The sequence below is a fragment of the Streptomyces sp. NPDC060002 genome (assembly GCF_042737245.1).
In the GTDB taxonomy this organism is placed as follows: Bacteria; Actinomycetota; Actinomycetes; order Streptomycetales; family Streptomycetaceae; genus Streptomyces.
Map to the genome: position 1 here is coordinate 13,670 of NZ_JBHWUW010000047.1, position 15,218 is coordinate 28,887.

The 15,218-nt window shown below is 68.7% G+C and carries 14 protein-coding genes and 4 pseudogenes; 8 read left to right on the top strand and 10 right to left on the bottom strand.

The window, feature by feature from the left end; genetic code table 11:
* Nucleotides 1-86 precede the first annotated feature (86 nt).
* Both ACFWBD_RS31470 and ACFWBD_RS31475 read right to left on the bottom strand, forming a co-directional pair.
* A complete protein-coding gene (locus ACFWBD_RS31470) occupies nucleotides 87-599 on the bottom strand; it encodes a hypothetical protein (RefSeq protein WP_385674211.1) in 513 nt (170 codons plus the stop codon).
* Nucleotides 596-1,012, bottom strand: coding sequence for a transposase (locus ACFWBD_RS31475; RefSeq protein ID WP_385674213.1), 417 nt, complete (start codon nucleotides 1,010-1,012; stop codon nucleotides 596-598). Before ACFWBD_RS31475 ends, ACFWBD_RS31470 begins: the two co-directional genes overlap by 4 nt.
* 477 nt (nucleotides 1,013-1,489) lie before the next feature.
* On the opposite strand from ACFWBD_RS31475, the gene ACFWBD_RS31480 reads away from it, so the two are divergent.
* Nucleotides 1,490-1,786 carry a helix-turn-helix domain-containing protein gene (locus ACFWBD_RS31480; protein ID WP_385674216.1) on the top strand — a complete coding sequence of 99 codons (297 nt, stop codon included), beginning with the start codon at nucleotides 1,490-1,492 and terminating at the stop codon, nucleotides 1,784-1,786.
* Nucleotides 1,787-2,054: 268 nt separating this feature from the next.
* On the opposite strand, the gene ACFWBD_RS31485 is transcribed toward ACFWBD_RS31480, so the two are convergent.
* Nucleotides 2,055-2,342 (bottom strand): hypothetical protein, encoded by a 288-nt coding sequence (locus tag ACFWBD_RS31485; RefSeq protein ID WP_385674219.1) that lies wholly within the window; start codon nucleotides 2,340-2,342, stop codon nucleotides 2,055-2,057.
* A gap of 316 nt (nucleotides 2,343-2,658) precedes the next feature.
* On the opposite strand from ACFWBD_RS31485, the pseudogene ACFWBD_RS31490 reads away from it, so the two are divergent.
* Nucleotides 2,659-3,579 (top strand): annotated as a pseudogene (locus ACFWBD_RS31490) (ATP-binding protein); the annotation flags it as partial.
* Between the two features lie 89 nt (nucleotides 3,580-3,668).
* Here ACFWBD_RS31490 and ACFWBD_RS31495 read toward each other — a convergent pair.
* On the bottom strand, nucleotides 3,669-4,400 hold the full coding sequence (locus tag ACFWBD_RS31495) for an alpha/beta fold hydrolase (protein WP_385674222.1): 732 nt from the start codon (nucleotides 4,398-4,400) through the stop codon (nucleotides 3,669-3,671).
* A 157-nt stretch (nucleotides 4,401-4,557) separates the two neighbouring features.
* On the opposite strand from ACFWBD_RS31495, the gene ACFWBD_RS31500 reads away from it, so the two are divergent.
* The 4 genes and pseudogenes from ACFWBD_RS31500 to ACFWBD_RS31515 all read left to right on the top strand — a co-directional run bounded on the left by ACFWBD_RS31500 (nucleotide 4,558) and on the right by ACFWBD_RS31515 (nucleotide 6,775).
* The gene (locus ACFWBD_RS31500) at nucleotides 4,558-4,953 is read left to right on the top strand and encodes a winged helix-turn-helix transcriptional regulator (protein ID WP_385674225.1); all 396 of its coding nucleotides are present in this window, start codon (nucleotides 4,558-4,560) and stop codon (nucleotides 4,951-4,953) included.
* Nucleotides 4,954-5,501: 548 nt separating this feature from the next.
* Nucleotides 5,502-5,699: pseudogene (locus ACFWBD_RS31505) on the top strand (Scr1 family TA system antitoxin-like transcriptional regulator); the annotation flags it as partial.
* Nucleotides 5,700-6,107: 408 nt separating this feature from the next.
* Nucleotides 6,108-6,323: a DUF6243 family protein gene (locus ACFWBD_RS31510; RefSeq protein WP_385674227.1), complete on the top strand. Its 216-nt coding sequence runs from the start codon at nucleotides 6,108-6,110 to the stop codon at nucleotides 6,321-6,323.
* 302 nt (nucleotides 6,324-6,625) lie between these two features.
* Entirely contained in the window at nucleotides 6,626-6,775 is a 150-nt protein-coding gene (locus tag ACFWBD_RS31515; RefSeq protein ID WP_385674231.1) for a hypothetical protein, read from the top strand.
* Between the two features lie 52 nt (nucleotides 6,776-6,827).
* Here the strand turns inward: ACFWBD_RS31515 and ACFWBD_RS31520 are convergent, their stop codons facing one another.
* Nucleotides 6,828-7,574 carry a TetR/AcrR family transcriptional regulator gene (locus tag ACFWBD_RS31520; RefSeq protein WP_385674234.1) on the bottom strand — a complete coding sequence of 249 codons (747 nt, stop codon included), beginning with the start codon at nucleotides 7,572-7,574 and terminating at the stop codon, nucleotides 6,828-6,830.
* A 92-nt stretch (nucleotides 7,575-7,666) separates the two neighbouring features.
* On the opposite strand from ACFWBD_RS31520, the gene ACFWBD_RS31525 reads away from it, so the two are divergent.
* Nucleotides 7,667-8,539 carry an NAD(P)H-binding protein gene (locus ACFWBD_RS31525; RefSeq protein WP_385674237.1) on the top strand — a complete coding sequence of 291 codons (873 nt, stop codon included), beginning with the start codon at nucleotides 7,667-7,669 and terminating at the stop codon, nucleotides 8,537-8,539.
* Nucleotides 8,540-8,809: 270 nt separating this feature from the next.
* Here ACFWBD_RS31525 and ACFWBD_RS31530 read toward each other — a convergent pair.
* From ACFWBD_RS31530 to ACFWBD_RS31550, 5 genes and pseudogenes are all read right to left on the bottom strand, one after another.
* Nucleotides 8,810-8,980: pseudogene (locus tag ACFWBD_RS31530) on the bottom strand (MarR family transcriptional regulator); the annotation flags it as partial.
* A 155-nt stretch (nucleotides 8,981-9,135) separates the two neighbouring features.
* Entirely contained in the window at nucleotides 9,136-10,173 is a 1,038-nt protein-coding gene (locus tag ACFWBD_RS31535; protein WP_385674240.1) for an SPFH domain-containing protein, read from the bottom strand.
* Between the two features lie 4 nt (nucleotides 10,174-10,177).
* Nucleotides 10,178-10,609: an NfeD family protein gene (locus ACFWBD_RS31540; RefSeq protein WP_385674243.1), complete on the bottom strand. Its 432-nt coding sequence runs from the start codon at nucleotides 10,607-10,609 to the stop codon at nucleotides 10,178-10,180.
* 506 nt (nucleotides 10,610-11,115) lie between these two features.
* Nucleotides 11,116-11,374 (bottom strand): annotated as a pseudogene (locus ACFWBD_RS31545) (hypothetical protein); the annotation flags it as partial.
* A gap of 7 nt (nucleotides 11,375-11,381) precedes the next feature.
* Nucleotides 11,382-12,119, bottom strand: a complete 738-nt coding sequence (locus tag ACFWBD_RS31550) for a flavodoxin family protein (RefSeq protein WP_385674245.1) — start codon at nucleotides 12,117-12,119, stop codon at nucleotides 11,382-11,384.
* A 581-nt stretch (nucleotides 12,120-12,700) separates the two neighbouring features.
* On the opposite strand from ACFWBD_RS31550, the gene ACFWBD_RS31555 reads away from it, so the two are divergent.
* Complete coding sequence (locus ACFWBD_RS31555; protein ID WP_385674322.1) at nucleotides 12,701-15,121, top strand: SpoIIE family protein phosphatase; 2,421 nt, start codon at nucleotides 12,701-12,703, stop codon at nucleotides 15,119-15,121.
* Nucleotides 15,122-15,218: the final 97 nt, after the last annotated feature.

The window sequence follows — 15,218 nt, forward strand, 5'->3', positions numbered from 1 at the left end:
GGAGAACACTGCCGCCCGAGCCAAGCTGACGAGTCCAACAGTTCTGAGAAGACGTCCGCATTACTTTTGCCGCCATTTGAGGTGGTTCAACACTCGTCGGGATTAGCCACATAAAGGCATAATAAGCAGTATATCGCGCCAGTCGAGGCGGGCATGACCTTCGTGATGTCCCACGACCACACCCGGTTCGGTGCGGTGGCGATCAGCTCGGGCTTCTTGCGCGGCGGATGCGTGGCCTGCCGGCGCCGTTCACGGACCTCGCCGTGCTTGCGCAGGATCCGGTACATCGTCGCCTCCGAGCACAGGTAGACACCTCGGTCCAGCAGCACCGCGCAGATCTCGGCGGGCGCCATGTCGACGAACTCGGCCGAGCACAGCACGGCCAGGACCTTCGCCTCCCCGGCCGCCACCAGGGCCCGCGGATGCCGCTTGCGCTCCCGCTTCTGCCGCGCCGGAGCCGGGGGCGTGCGGTGGTGTCGATACCAGGTCGCCCGGCTCAGACCGAGCGCCGTGCACGCCTGCACCCGTCCCACCAGCAACGACAGCGATTCCAGGGCCTTGGCGCGGGCAGCCTCGAAGACCTCTCCCGCTGCCGTCAAGGCTTCTCGCCCGTTGTCCCGTCGCTGCCCGTGGCGAGTTGATCCAGCAGCGCGGAGAGTTTTCCCTGCACCTCAATCACGGTGCGGGCCTTGCCCAACTCACTGCGGAGCCTGGCGTTTTCGGCTTCGAGCCGGGCGATCTCCTTCTCTCTCGGATCCACCTTCGGCCGGCCCGCAGGAACACCGAGCGCCGCCTTCGCGCCACTGTCCCGCTGCTGGCGCCAGTTCGTGATCAGTGACGAGTACAGACCCTCGCGCCGCAGCAGGGCACCCTTGCCCTGCTTGTCGAGCGTCTCGTACTCGGCCAGGATCCTCGTCTTGTACTCCGCCGAGTACCGCCGCTGCCCGGTCGACCGGGGTGTCACCTGCGGATCCGGGGCCCCGTGGTCGTTGGTGCTGGCCGCTACGGGCACTCCTCGTTCTCCGCCCTCGACTCAATGAATCATCCAGTATGCCTGGCTTGAGTCACTTTGACAGAGAGGGGTGTCGTGGACGGAACTCTTTGTGGGGCGCCCACGGTTCGTCGCAGCGCACTACGACAGCCGGATGGCACCTCCCTCCTCCCGCGGACGGCGAGCGAATCACTTCGGCGCAGCCCTGAACGGCCGTCACAGAGCAGGGCAGCCGAAGCAGGAGAAGGACGGTGGGGAGACCGCCATTGCGAGCGCGGCCCTCACAGCCACCACCTCCGCCGCCCGACCACACGGGCTGCAACGACACCCCACCGAAAATCGAACCCGCAGGGCGCATCAAGGGGTGCTACATCAGTAGCATGGTGGGGCGGGCGCGCGTCGGGCGCGCGTCTCAGACACACTTGTCGGGTGCCTGGAGGAACGCGACGTGCGCAAAAACCGAACGAGTACGTGGTCGGCGGGAAATGGCCCCGTGCCATGATGCAGATCCACCGCGGCGCGCTCGTCGCACAGGCCATCGCCCGCAGGCTCGCCGAAGCCATGACGGAACAGCAGTTGAGTGCGAATGCGCTGGCACGCAAGAGCGGGGTCAACCGTCAGGTGGTCGCCAACGTTCTGAACGGCACCGTCTGGCCCGACATGCTCACCGTGGTGGACCTTGAGGGTGCCTTGGGCGTCAAGCTGTGGCCGGACCACCTGGAGTGGAGGATTCCCGCGCCCGGCGATTCCCCCGAGGACGGTGTCACCGGTCCGCACGAGACCACCTACGAGTAGACAACCCGGCAGCCCCGACAGCCTGCTGCTGCTCAGCCTGAGGAACTCCCCGCGCAGCCCTTGCGGTATGCCCCTTTGCCCCAGTCGCCATCAGCCAGCCTTCCGGGAGCGCACTCAGCCCTACACCTTCCCCGGGCGGTGCGTACCGGCGTGCGGCGGTTGGTTACTCAATTCGGGGTTGCTTTGACGCATACAAATTGCTGCTGCGCATAGGGTGGTCCGGGTTGTTCCTGGGCGGGACTGCGCTGCCCGGGTGCCATGTCGGGGCCTACGGGGAGGTCGGCAAGGACTGATGGAGAGACCAGCGGCCGCACGGCTCGGACTGGGTGACCGCGTCCGGTTCGACGACCATGCTTGGTCGGTCATCGGCCTGGACGGCGACTTCGCCGAACTCGTCAACGCGCTTGGCGAGGGCTTGGCGTGCCCCGTACACCGTCTCGTGGCGCAGGACGGTTTCGAGGTTCTCGAGCAGGGCGTTCGGTCCCGTCCGGCCGTCGTGCCGCCCCGTGGCGTGCCGCCCGCCTCCCATGCCCAGGCACTGTGGTGGGAGCGTCATCTCGTCGAGGTCATCAGCGGACGACCGCCGGATGCGGATCCCACGGCACGTCCCCGGCCCGCGTACGATCCGGACACGCGCACGCTGACCGAGCGGGAGACCGCCAAGGCGGTTGTGCCAGCAATACGGGGTGAGCGTGCTGCCCGTCTCACCCGCGCTGGTGGGATCGGGGGAAGGCAAGGTCCACCGACTGGCCACCCGGTTCACCGAGTACCTCGCAGCGCGTCCTGACGCGGAGGCGGCCGGGCGGTGGACCGCACACGCGGTGCAGGCGTGGGCACAGGAGTGGGCGGGGCTGATGTGGCAACACCATGAGATGGAAGCACTGAAGCCGGTGACGTTGCCGGACGTCGCGCCCACGCCGAGCGGGGCATTCACCGCATGCGTCACCCGCCAGGGCTGGGTCCATCTGCCTTTGCCTCCCTCGACCTACCCGGATCTGCTGCCTGACGCCACACAGCCCCTGTCGCCGGCCGGCCTGACGGTGCAGGGGCGGCGATACGACGGGCAGGCCCTGGCCGGCCTGCGGCCCACCCGCTCCTCCGGCTCCCCTCCCGCACGGATCAGCGTGCATGCTGATACCTACGGCCCCGGTCGTGTCTGGGTCCGCGACCAGAACGGTTCCTGGCGCGAGCTCCCCGCCCTCGACACGGAAGACGACACCTCGCCCATTGGGACAGAGACACGTGCCGATGCGTCAGCCCTCTTACGGATTAACGCAGTTGACGACGGTCGAGCATCGCCGCGTGTTTGGCGTCCCTCACCACTTGCCTGGCAGACATACGAAAGTCAGGTGCCCCGCCCACGTGGCGCACGCACGCCCGCAACCACCGACGCCGCACTGGCACGGCGCTCTGTCAAGATCGCTCCGGAGCAGGCCCGCATCGCCTACCACGCGCGCCTTACCGTCCCGGGGGACCCCTTGACGCGCGAGGTCTGTGCGGCGGGGCAACGGCTTCTGGTTTTGAACCACTACGCGCCGACGGACCGTCGCACACTGGTGGTGACAGGCCCTTCCGGCTGCGGGAAGTCGACCGCCGTGCTGGAACTCACGCAGCGCCTCAAGGAGATGCCCCATCTCCAGTGGCCCGACCGGGGCGGACCAGCCACCCTGTACATCTCCGTTCCGCCCGAGGCGACGGCCCGCACCGTGCTGGTCCGGCTGGCCCGCCGCCTGGATGTCTCTGTGCCCACCCGTATGGCCGCACTCTCGGACGCGGTCAAGCAGTCGCTCATCGCGGCCGGCACCGCGTTGGTGACCTCCGGAAAGCCCGCGCCCAGGCCGTTTCTGATGGCTCTTGGTGGGCTGGGTGGACGGAGCGGACGCTACCGAAGGGTGGATTCAAGCAGCAGTTCGCTCAGATCCGCCGGCATGGTGATCATGCAGTCGTGCCCGGTCGGCAGCTCCCGTATCCGTGCGGGGGAGCCGTTGGGCTGGGTCGCGGGGACGGGCCGCCGCACGATGCCTTCCGGCTCTGCGCCGACGCAGTGAATGTGCGTGCGCGGAATGGAGTCCACGGCAGGGTTGTCCAGCCGGACCGGTTGCCGCAGGCAGCCCACTGGCTGGTCGGAGAGCGTCGCACGCAGCCATGCGACATCCGCCGGGTCGGTGACTCCGAACAGGCCGAGGGGCGGTGGCATCTCAGGCAGCGGCGGGATGCGCCAGCCGTTGTCGGACTTGGCGGCCAGGTCGATCAGGTTCTGGGTCATGGGCTGCACGTCGACGGCGGTCTCGCCGTGTTCCGGGACCATCGCGTCGAGGTACACCAGGTGCGCGATTCGTTCCGGTACCTCGTTGGCCACGGAAGAGATGACCAGCCCCGCGTAGCTGTGACCCACGAGCACCACCTCGGTCAGGTTCTCCTCGTGGATCAGCTTGACGACGTCTACGACGTGCGTGTCGAGCCCCACCTCGGGACCGAGCAGGTGTGCCTTGTCGCCGTAGCCGGTCAGTGAGGGCGCGAACACGCGGTGTCCGGCCGATTCCAGCAGCGGGACCACCCGCTCCCAGCACTGGCCGCTGTGCCAGGCGCCGTGTACCAGCAGAAAAGTTGACATCAGGGGAATCTTTTCCTCTTCGGGGCGTGGAGGCGCGGGAGCATTGAGGTTCCTGTTCGTGCCTCGGTACTCTTCAGGAACCGACATCATCGTGCTGCACCCGCCGCACCCCGATCAATAGGGCACATTTCGGTGCCCTGGTTCTCTGGAGGTAACCATGAGCGGCACAGTGGGCGGCGAGTCGCGGTCGGCACGTCCGGAGGACCCGTGCCAGGCCCGTGAAGTGCTCGGCATCGTCGGCGACAAGTGGTCGCTGCTGATCGTGCGCAACCTCAGCCAGGGGCCGCGCCGCTTCACCGAACTCAAGCGGGCCGTCGACGGGATCAGCCAGCGTATGCTCACCGTCACCCTGCGCGGCCTGGAACGCGACGGGATCCTCACACGAACCGTCCGCAACGTCATGCCGCCGCACGTCAGTTACGAACTCACTCCGATGGGCAGGACCCTCCGCGAAGCCACCGCACCCCTGTTGGAGTGGAGCATCACGCACCTGACGCACATCGACGCCGCCCGCGCCGTGTACGACGCCCGCCCCGACACCTCGCCCGCCTGACCCTCGCCCCGGCTGTATTCGCCCTTCGGCAGGTACGGCTCGATATGCCTCCCCTGGCCATCGGTGAACTGTCGGGTGTCTGCTGAAGAGCGGCGTGCAGGGAAGGGGCCGGGTCTCGGTTTCCGCTGGGCAGATCCCACGAGACGGTGTGGCAGTCCCCGGCTCGACGGCCGCCCGCCGGGGCGAGGGGGAGGGGGAGGGCGAGCTCGTTCACGTCGCCCACATGCAGGGTCTCCGTGGCGCTGGTCAGGAACATGCCGGGCCGATAAGCGAGCCGGTCGTGGTCGACGGGCAGATCGAACAGGCGCGCACCATCTGGCCGACGAGATCGGCGCCGGCGAAGCTCTGCAAACAGGCGAAGGCTCAGCGGGTCCGGCGGAGCAGCGCGAGCGCGTACAGGGCGTTGCCCTCCGGGCAGTAGTCCCGATGGATGCAGCGGGCGCACGTCGTGATGTGGATGTCGTGCACGCGTCGGCCTCACGCTTCGCGCACGGGCGACAGCCGCGCGGCTCCCACCGTTTCAGCACTCCGTCGATGACGCTGAGCGGCGGTCAGAGGGGTACGCCCGCGCACTCCTGCACGCCAACGCTCGGCTGCTGGACATCCCCGACGACTCCGGCCAGGCGGCCGCCGCCCGACTCGATCGGTCAAAGATCATCCACGAGCCCGGCCGCCGCTTCGTCATGCTCATCGAAGAGAGCGTGCTCACCTACGCGCCGGGCGACGCGGCCGCCGTGGCAGCCCAGCAGCGCGGGTGACCTGGCGAGGGTCGGCGGCGGCCAGGTTGCCAATATCGCGTTTGACCAACGGCAGCCGCCGACAAACCCGAGCCGCACGTACGGCCGCGGCGGCCCAGTAACACCCCTCTGGACCTGCCCCGGGCGGGCGGCGACCACCGGCGGGTGCTGGCTGTGCTGAGATTCCCGGAAGGAAACGGCTGACCCCGGGCGCTCGCCGAAGGCCCGGCCGACGCCGGGGCGGCGAAAAGGTTGGTATGCGGAGCCAGCGGAACCGGGTAACGTCTTTGTCATGTTCTTCCAGACGCCGATTTACGAGTGAGGGCTTGATGGGCCCCTGCTGACGTCCTTCGACGTCGCCGCCCGTCCCCCACCGATGAATCCGTAGATCACTTCACATCATTACCGGGAGAACCCGTGACCGTGAGCAAGAACATCAACAACCCCGTGGGCATGGGCGGCGGCCAGCGCAAGAAGCTGTCCCGCGCCGAACGGCAGAACAACGGTCCGCACCGCAACCTCGACCGCCAGGGTGCAGCCGACCAGAAGGCGGAGCTGGTGCGCAAGATGCGCGAGAAGGCAGGCGCAGCTGAGGGCGCCGTGCAGGCGGACGACGACACCGCACAGAGCTGACGCACCGCCGCAGCAGCGCGGCACCGCACGGGGCAGGGCCCGGACCGCGACGCGCGGTCCGGGCCCTGCTGCCCTACCAGGCGCGGCCGGTCCCGATCAGCTCTCGGCCGACCACCCGCGTCTCAGCCGACCACCCGGGGCAGCCGCAGATTCAGCAGCCCCGTCACCGCCCCCACCCGAGCTGCACCAGGAGCGTCACCACCAGCGCGTTCCCGTGCCCAGCCCGGGCAGTTCTCTATCACTGCTGGTCAGGGGACTCTTCTTGAGTGAACTCGGCGGTCATGAGGTCGGAGTGGGTAGCCGTGGCCCGGCTTTCCCCGCTGAATGACCGACACATCAACTTCCCGAGCCGCTACCAGTTCAACATCACCGCCGGCGGCGCCGGCAGGGGCCTGTACCCGCTGCGCTACGCGAACGCCGCCGAGGACAGCGACGACGTATCAATCCAGTGAGAGGGCTGCGCCGGGGGCGCTGCCCACGCGGGAATGCACGAGCCATGGCACCTCAACCGTCGGAGGCGAGGCGGTCCAGCCACTCCCTCAACAGATGCTGCTCCGCGCCGCTGAGAGTTGTCTGTTCGGGCAGCGCGGCGCGCAAGGCCCGGGCGGCGCCGGCCGGGCCCGCGTCCTGCACAGCCGGCTCTTGGTTGGTCACGGCGGCGACCATGGACTCCCGCAGGGCGGTCAACAGGGCCGGGTTGCGCCGGTCCTCGGGCAGGGACAGCCACGTGAGTACCGCGCCGCGTGCCGTGGCATGGATGAGCGTGACCGCAAGCTCCTCGTCAACGCGGAGCCAGCCGCCGGCGGCGAGGCGACGGACACGTCCCCTCAAGATGTCCATGCCGGCCTTGAACGCGGCCGATGTGGCCCTCTTGGGCTCGCTGTACATCAAGACGTACAGGGAGGGATGGGCCAGACCGAACTCGACTGCCAGGTCCCAGCCCGCCCGCAGGTCCTCGATGGGATCCTGCGGGTCGGGGTCGACGCGCTTGGCCGCCAGAAACGTGGCGAAGCCATGCTCGGCCACCGCTTCGAGCAGCCCCTCCTTGTCGCCGAACAGCCGGTAGATGGCAGGTGCCTGCACGCCTGCTGCGACCGCGACCGCGCGGGTGGTGACGGCGTCGCGGCCCTCGCGCGCCAGCAGGTCGGCGGCGGCCTCGATGACCCGTTGTCGGGTTTGCTCACGGTCCATGGGCGCTGTCTCGGAGTCGACGGCGGCAGCGCCGTCCCTGACGCGTGAACGTGGTGGCATATATCAACGATACAACACATGCGTTTCCGTAGTTATTATCAATGATACGGTAATTACGATTCCACTGGAAACACCAGATCGCTGGAGCACAAATGATCATCGTGACCGGAGCCACCGGACAGCTCGGACGCCAGATCGTCGAACGACTGCTGACCCGCGTGCCGGCGGACCAGGTCGGCCTCAGCGTCCGCGACCCGCAGAAGGCGCAGGCGTTCGCCGACCAAGGGGTACGGGTGCGGCAAGGCAGCTTCACCGACGCCGACAGCCTCGCCCACGCCTTCGAGGGCGCCTCCCAGGTGCTGATCGTTTCCGTCGACAAGATGGGCGAAGAGGCCGTGCAGCAGCACCGTGCCGCGATCGATGGGGCCGTCGCGGCCGGTGCCCGCCGCATCCTCTACACCAGCCACATGGGTGCCAGCGCCTCGTCGCAATTCCAGCCCTGCCGCGACCACGCCGCCACCGAGGAAGCCCTGCGCGCCTCCGGCGTGCCGTTCACCTCGCTGCGCAACGGCTTCTACGCCGCCAGCGCGGTGCAGTTCCTCGGTCACGCCATGCAGTCCGGCCAGGTCACGCTCCCCGCAGACGGACCAGTCAGCTGGACCGCCCACGCCGACCTCGCCGACGCAGCCGCCGCCATCCTGGCCGACGAAGGCTGCATCGACGGTCCCACGCCTCCGCTCACGGCGGCGCAGGCGTTGACCTTCGACGACATCGCCCGCATCGCCGCCGACGTCACCGGCCGCGCCATCACGAGGAGCACCGCACCCGACGACCAGTTCCGGCAGCAACTGGTGGGCCGCGGCGTCCCCGCCGAGGCGGCAGACCAACTGCTCGGCATCTTCGCAGCCAGCCGCGCCGGCGAATTCGCCGCGCTCGACTCGACACTGGTCACCTTGCTCGGCCGCGAACCCATCGCCCTGAGCACGGTCCTGCGCGAGCACCTGTCCGACGACGACGGGCACTGACTGGCTGTGTACGTGACGACGGGCAACGGTTATTGACGGGTTTCGCCAACAGAATAAGAGCAGCTGGCGACCGCCGCCCTCCGCCGGCTCGAAGCCCTCGCGCGGTAGGCCCGAACACCAAGATCAATCTCACCGGGATGTCCCGCACCTCAACTGCTCAAGTCCCAAGCCCCGTGAGTTCAGCGGAACTGCAGCTTGTTCGGCGGGAACTCGCGGGTCGGTCCGTGTGTATCAGTCGGGTGTATCCGTGGGTTCGGTAGGAACGCGGGGTCAGGAGGTCCGGGTGTGGTGGTCCAGCAAGCGGGTGAGCAACTGCACGAAATAGTCGCGTTCGGCCGGACACGGTGCGAGCAGTTCGTCGTGGAGGTCGTCCAGGACCTTGTCGAGGCGGCGTAGGTGACGACGGCCTCGGGCAGAGATCGTGATGATGTCGCGGCGCCGGGCCCGCCGCTACGGACCCGTACGACCGATGAGCGGTGGTCGGGGAGCCGTTAAGCAGCGACGACCCGGCTGGCGAGTCGCCTCGGCCGCTCAACGCGGGTCGCGTCCAGGGACGTGTACGGGCACCGGCGAAGTCCGGCCGGCGTGCCCGGCTGTCAGCTTGGCGGCCGGGAGAGGCGGGAGTCGAGGGTGCCACGATCGGCCCTCGCTGCGTCGGCGAGGGCCGCGGCAGCGGCTTCCGCAGCCTGCGCCGTGTCGTCGGCGGCCTGGGCAGCCGCGTCGTCCGTGGGTTTTTCGCGCGTGGCCGGAGACTGGGGCAGCACCTCGCTGAAGGCCCGGGACACGCCCTGCAGTGCGGAGGTGATCTCACTGGGAATGACCCAGAAGTTGTTGCCCGAGCCCTGCGCGAGCTGGGGCAGCGTCTGAAGGTACTGGTAGGCGAGCAGCTTGGGGTCGGGGTCGTTGCGATGCACGGCCTGGAACACCTCGTCGATGGCCCGGGACTGGCCCTCGGCCTGGAGGATCGCAGCGGTGCGGTTGCCCTCCGCGCGCAGAACCGCGGCCTGCTTGTCGCCTTCGGCGGTGAGTATCTGTGACTGGCGTTGCCCCTCGGCCCCGAGAATCGCGGCGCGCTTGTCCCGCTCGGCTCGCATCTGCTTCTGCATGGCGTCCTTGATGGTCTGCGGAGGGTCGATGGCCTTGATCTCCACCCGGTTGACCCTCAGCCCCCACTTGCCGGTGGCCTCGTCCAGCACGCCGCGCAGCTGGCTGTTGATGGTGTCCCGCGAGGTGAGCGTCTTTTCCAGGTCCATGGATCCCACCACATTGCGCAATGTGGTGACGGTGAGCTGCTCGACCGCCTGAAGAAAGTTCGCGATCTCGTAGAAAGCCGCACGTGGATCGGTGACCTGGAAATAGAGGACGGTGTCGATCTCGACGACCAGGTTGTCCTCGGTGATGACCGGCTGCGGTTTGAAGGAGACAACCTGTTCCCGCAAGTCGATCACCGGATGAACGCGGTCGATGTACGGGATGACGAAGTTGAGGCCAGGATTCAGGGTCCGGAGGTAGCGGCCCAGTCGTTCGACGTTACGCGCACGCGCCTGGGGCACGATACGGACCGCCCGCACCACCGTGACGACCGCGAACAGAGCGACGATCAGGCCGGCAATCAAGAACGCCGAGGTTTCCATGGTTTCATTCCCGAGGGTAGACAATCGCGGTTGCGCCGCTGATCTCCATGACATCGACGGTTTTTCCGACAGGGATCACCAGCGTCTCGTCGTAAGCGCGGGCCGTCCACTCATCGCCGTCGATACGGACCCTGCCGTTCCGTCCCGTCACCTCCGCGACGACGCAAGCACTCCTGCCGACCAGGGCATCCACGCCGAACCGTGCCGCTGGGGGCCGACGCAGATGGTGCAGCGCGACGGGCCGCAAAAACAGCACGGTGACCACAGCAACGACGGTGAACACCAGGAACTGGAAGGGCAGCGCCAGCCCGACCGCGGCAGAACCCGCCGTGACCAACGCAGCCGCACTCAGCATTCCGAGCGCAGCAGTCAGTGTGAAGATCTCCACCACAGCCAGAACGGCTGCGACGATCAACCACATCAGCCATGGATCCATTGCGTGCCTCTTCTGACCGGTGCGGGCATGAAAGGGCTGGACGCTCCCTGGGACCCCGATACGGGACGGCTGGCACCCCTAAGGCAAGCAAACCCTGGCGATCAGGGGGGCGGGCCAGTACGGCACACCCGAAGCAGCTAATTCACACCCATTACATGTGTATTACCCATCCAGAGAAGATCACTCCACCACTGCACGACGGCCAATCCGGTCTGGAGCGAAACCCGCGTCCGCGTCGTCCGCCCGTTTCCGGTCGTGTCACAGCCGTCCAGTGATCGCTTGTAGCCAGGGTGGTCAGGAACCCTCTGATCACTGGCGGCATCGGCTGCCACGAGGCGGGGCTCCACCGCAGGTGGCGAGAGTCGACGCCATCAGGAACCCGATGCCGAACAGGGGAACGCGCGGCCATACCGGCGTGCTGGTCGCCCCGCTACGCAGCACGTGAGCGGCCGGCCGACGACGCATCCGCCACATCACAGTGCCGCGCAGATCGGCACGGCCGTGAACCTGCTGGTCAGTAACCGCTCCTCGGTCTTCAGGAACGCACTGCGCCCGCAGCCGCTCCCCCTCCACCACCCGCGCCGTCCCGGCCTCCTCACGGGCCCGCACGGTGTCGATCTCCCGCCGCTGCTTGCTCTCCGCGTCCGCCTGGCGGCGCCCCAGCTCCAGCTCCAGCTCCAGCTCCAGCTCCAGCTCCAGGATGGCCTCGCGGACGTCTACGTTCTGCCGGGTGATCCCCTTCTTCTCCGTGTGCTGCGCCTCGTGTACGCCGTCAGCGGTGCTCGGGGTTTTCCGCCCCCGGCCGGCAGCCGGCGTCCCACTCAGTGCGCTGGTTGCCGTGGGCCGGTACGCCGCCGGCCCGTCTCAGCATGGCCGCCATGTGCATCAGGTTCCAGGTCATGAAGTGGGTGTTGCGATTGGTGAAGTCGTTCTCGGGACCGCCCGAACCGGGGTCCAGGTATGAGGGGCCGGGGCCCGCGGCGCCGATCCAGCCGGCGTCCGCCTGCGGCGGGATGGTGTAGCCGAGGTGCTGCAGGCTGTAGAGGACGTTCATGGCGCAGTGCTTGACGCCGTCCTCGTTGCCGGTGATGAGACAGCCGCCGACCCGGCCGTAGTAGGCGTACTGACCTTGGGAGTTGAGGAGGCTGGAGCAGCTGTAGAGGCGCTCGATGACCTGCTTGGTGACGGAGCTGTTGTCGCCCAGCCAGATGGGCCCGGCCAGTACCAGGATGTCCGCGGCCATCACCTGCTCGAAAAGCGAGGGCCAGGCGTCCGTGGCGAAACCGTGTTCGGTCATGTCCGGGTAGACCCCCGGCGCGATGTCCTGGTCGACCGCGCGGACGAGCTCCGTGGTCACCCCCTGCCCGTCCATGATCGTCCGGCTCTTGTCGATGAGTCCCTGGGTGTGGCTGAGCTGGGGGGACGGCTTGAGTGTGCAGTTGATGAAGAGCGCACGCAGGTCGTCGAAGCGGTAACCGTCCTCGGCGAACGAGGCGGGGGATACTGCCATGGCGGACTCCGGGGAGGAGAGCGGACAAGGTCGAGGGGGTGGTGCCTGCGGCAGCATCTCGCGGAAGCCGCCCGCGGTCCTGCTGCGACCCACCGCCACATGGCGGGCTCCAGGGGTGTCCGACAGGTCGTCGTGCATTCGCCTTCCACCACGTACTCCCCCGCCTGCTCGACATGATCTCCGCGGCCGACCGACCAGACGCCCGTGCACGTCGCTCACACCTTCGAGCCGGACGCGCGCGGCTCGCCCAGGAGCATCCGGCCGCCGCGTGGGCACGGGCGAGGGCGGGTCGGCGGTCTCGTTGCTGCCCAGGCGTTAGGGGAAGTGTCGATCTTCATGGCGCCCCTGCCGTCGGAGACCACGTATTCCTGATCGCCGAAGGTGCCGACCACATGATCACCGGGCTGGAAGCGGTTGCGGACGGGATGGGGGCACACCAGGCGCGGTTTCCGCAGACCGCTGACAGCGGACCGTCGGGCCTGCCGTGGTCACCCGCGCCCGCCACGGCGGGAGCGCGCGCGGCTCCACCGGGTTCACTAGGCTTACGTGTATCAGCAGGTCAGCCAGCGGTGGAGATGCGGATGACGGAGCTCAGCGCAAGCCACGACGATCCGTTCGCCCCGCGCCTCGCCGCCCTGGCGGTGCTCGACGACCGGGGTGCCGTGGTCGGATGGAACCGACGGGCAGAGGAACTGCTCGGCCATCCGGGGGCAGCCGTGATCGGCCGTCCGGCCTTCGAGGTCCTCGTCGATCCGCGCGATCGGCCGGCTGCCAGGGAGGCCGCGGCGAGTTGCCGGAGAGACGGCGGCTGGTTCGGGGTGCTCAAGGTGCGGCACCGCGACGGACGGTTCGTGGAGATGGGTCTCAGGGCCCAGACGTTCTCCCGCGACGACCGAGTCCGTGAGTGGCTTGTCGCCGGGGCACTCGCGGCCGACGTCCTGGACTGGCAAAGGGACCGCGCGATTCTCGACGGGTTGTACCGCCAGTGTCCGATCGGCCTGGTCGTCCACGGCCCTGACCTCAGGGTTCTCCGGGTCAACCGGGCCGTCGAACGCTTCACCGGCGTCCCGGCAGCAGATTTTCGAGGTCTGCCGACCGGCTACATGCTCCTTCCCGACGACGCGCGCAGGGCCGCGGACCGTGTACGCCAGGTGATGGAGACCGGCCGAGCGTTGATCTACTCCGAGCAGTTCGCCCGCCTTGAGGCGGATCCGGCACGAGAGCGGGTCGCGTTGGTCTCGGCCTTCCGGATGGAGGATCCCTCCGGCCGCGTCCTGGGCGTGGCCGAGATGGTCGAGGACATCACCGGACGCCACCGGGCCCAGCGTCGGCTCGCGCTCCTCGACCAGGCCGGCAGCCGTATCGGAACCACGCTCGACGTGGCAGAGACCGCCCGGGAACTCGCCGAGGTGATGGTGCCGCAACTCGCCGACCATGCGTCGGTGGACCTGCTTCAGCCGGTCACACGTGGTGAGGAACCGGCGCGGGCAATGGCGGGACCGGTGGTACGAGTGGGGGTCTGCGGCGTCGGCGCCCAGCAACCCGGCCCGCCCCACCCCCAGGGCGCGCCGGTGGAGTTCCCACCCGACACACCCCAGGCAAGATGCCTGGCCGAAGGGCGGCCCGTCCTGGAACCGGTTCTGCCCTCCGACGCGTTCTCGACCCAAAGCCGCCTGGGGGCCCACGCCCCGGACCTGGGCGCCCACTCGCTGATCGTGGTACCTCTCGCCGCACGTGGCCTGGTACTGGGCGTGCTGACCCTGTGGCGTTCGCGCCGCCCCGATCCCTTCGAGGCGGACGATCTCACCCTCGCCCAGGAACTCGGCTCGCGCGCCGCCCTCGCCATCGACAACGCCCGGCGCTTCACCCAGCAGCAGCAGGCCGCCTTCACCTTGCAGAGCAGCCTTCTGCTCCGGGCGGTTCCGGACCAGTCGGCCGTCGAGGTTGCCGTGCGGTACCTGCCGGCCAGCGCGGCCCCGGGCCTGGGCGGCGACTGGTTCGACGTCATTCCACTGTCCGGGGCTCGGGTCGCCCTCGTCGTCGGCGACGTGGTGGGACGCGGCATCCACGCCGCTGCCACGATGGGCCGACTGCGTACCGCCGTCCACACGCTCGCCAGCCTCGACCTGGAACCGGACGAGGTCCTTTCCCGCCTGGACGACCTGGTCACCCTGCTGGCGGCCGAACAGGAGGCTTTCGGCGAACAGCCCGTGGGCGAGCAGGTCGTCGGCGCCACCTGCCTGTACGCCGTGTACGACCCTGTGTCCCGGAGGTGTTCCGTGGCCCGCGCCGGCCACCCTCCGCCGGTGGTGACCGCTCCGGATGGACAGGTGGCCCTGCTCGACCTGCCCGCGGGCCCACCGCTCGGCCTGGGCGGCCTGCCGTTCGAGGCCCGGGAGATCGACCTGGCCGCGGGGAGCCTGCTGTGCCTGTACACCAACGGGATCATCGGCGAACGCCACATCGATGCAGACATCGGCCTGAGCAAGCTGTGCGCTGCTCTCACCCGCCCCGCGGACGAGCTGGAACGGACATGCCAAGCTGTGGTCGACTCGCTCGTGCCCGCGCGCCCCAGCGACGACATCGCGTTGCTGATCGCCCGCACCCGCATGCTGCCACCGGAGGACGTCGCCTCCTGGCAGCTGCCGCTGGAGCCCGCCGGCGCCGCCCAGGCTCGGGCGTTGACCTCGGCCAAACTGGCCGAATGGGGTCTGGAGCACTTGGCGTTCAGCACCGAGTTGATCGCCAGCGAACTGGTCACCAACGCCTACCGGTACGCCACTGGCCCTGCGACCCTGCGGCTGATCCGTGAACGGTTTCTGGTGTGCGAGGTCAGCGACACCAGCCACACCGCCCCACACCTGCGCCGTGCCCGCACCACCGACGAGGGCGGGCGCGGCCTGTTCCTGGTGGCTCAGATGGCCGAACGCTGGGGCACCCGCTACACCCGCGAAGGCAAAACGGTGTGGACCGAGCAATCCCTGGCCGACACGCTCACCTGACCGTCGCAGGCCATGCGGTCGCCGACTCTCACAGCGGCGTGTCGGCATCCGGCCGCCATGCCGGCCCCGTGGGGGGGCCTCGGGCCCTTGGGCGGAC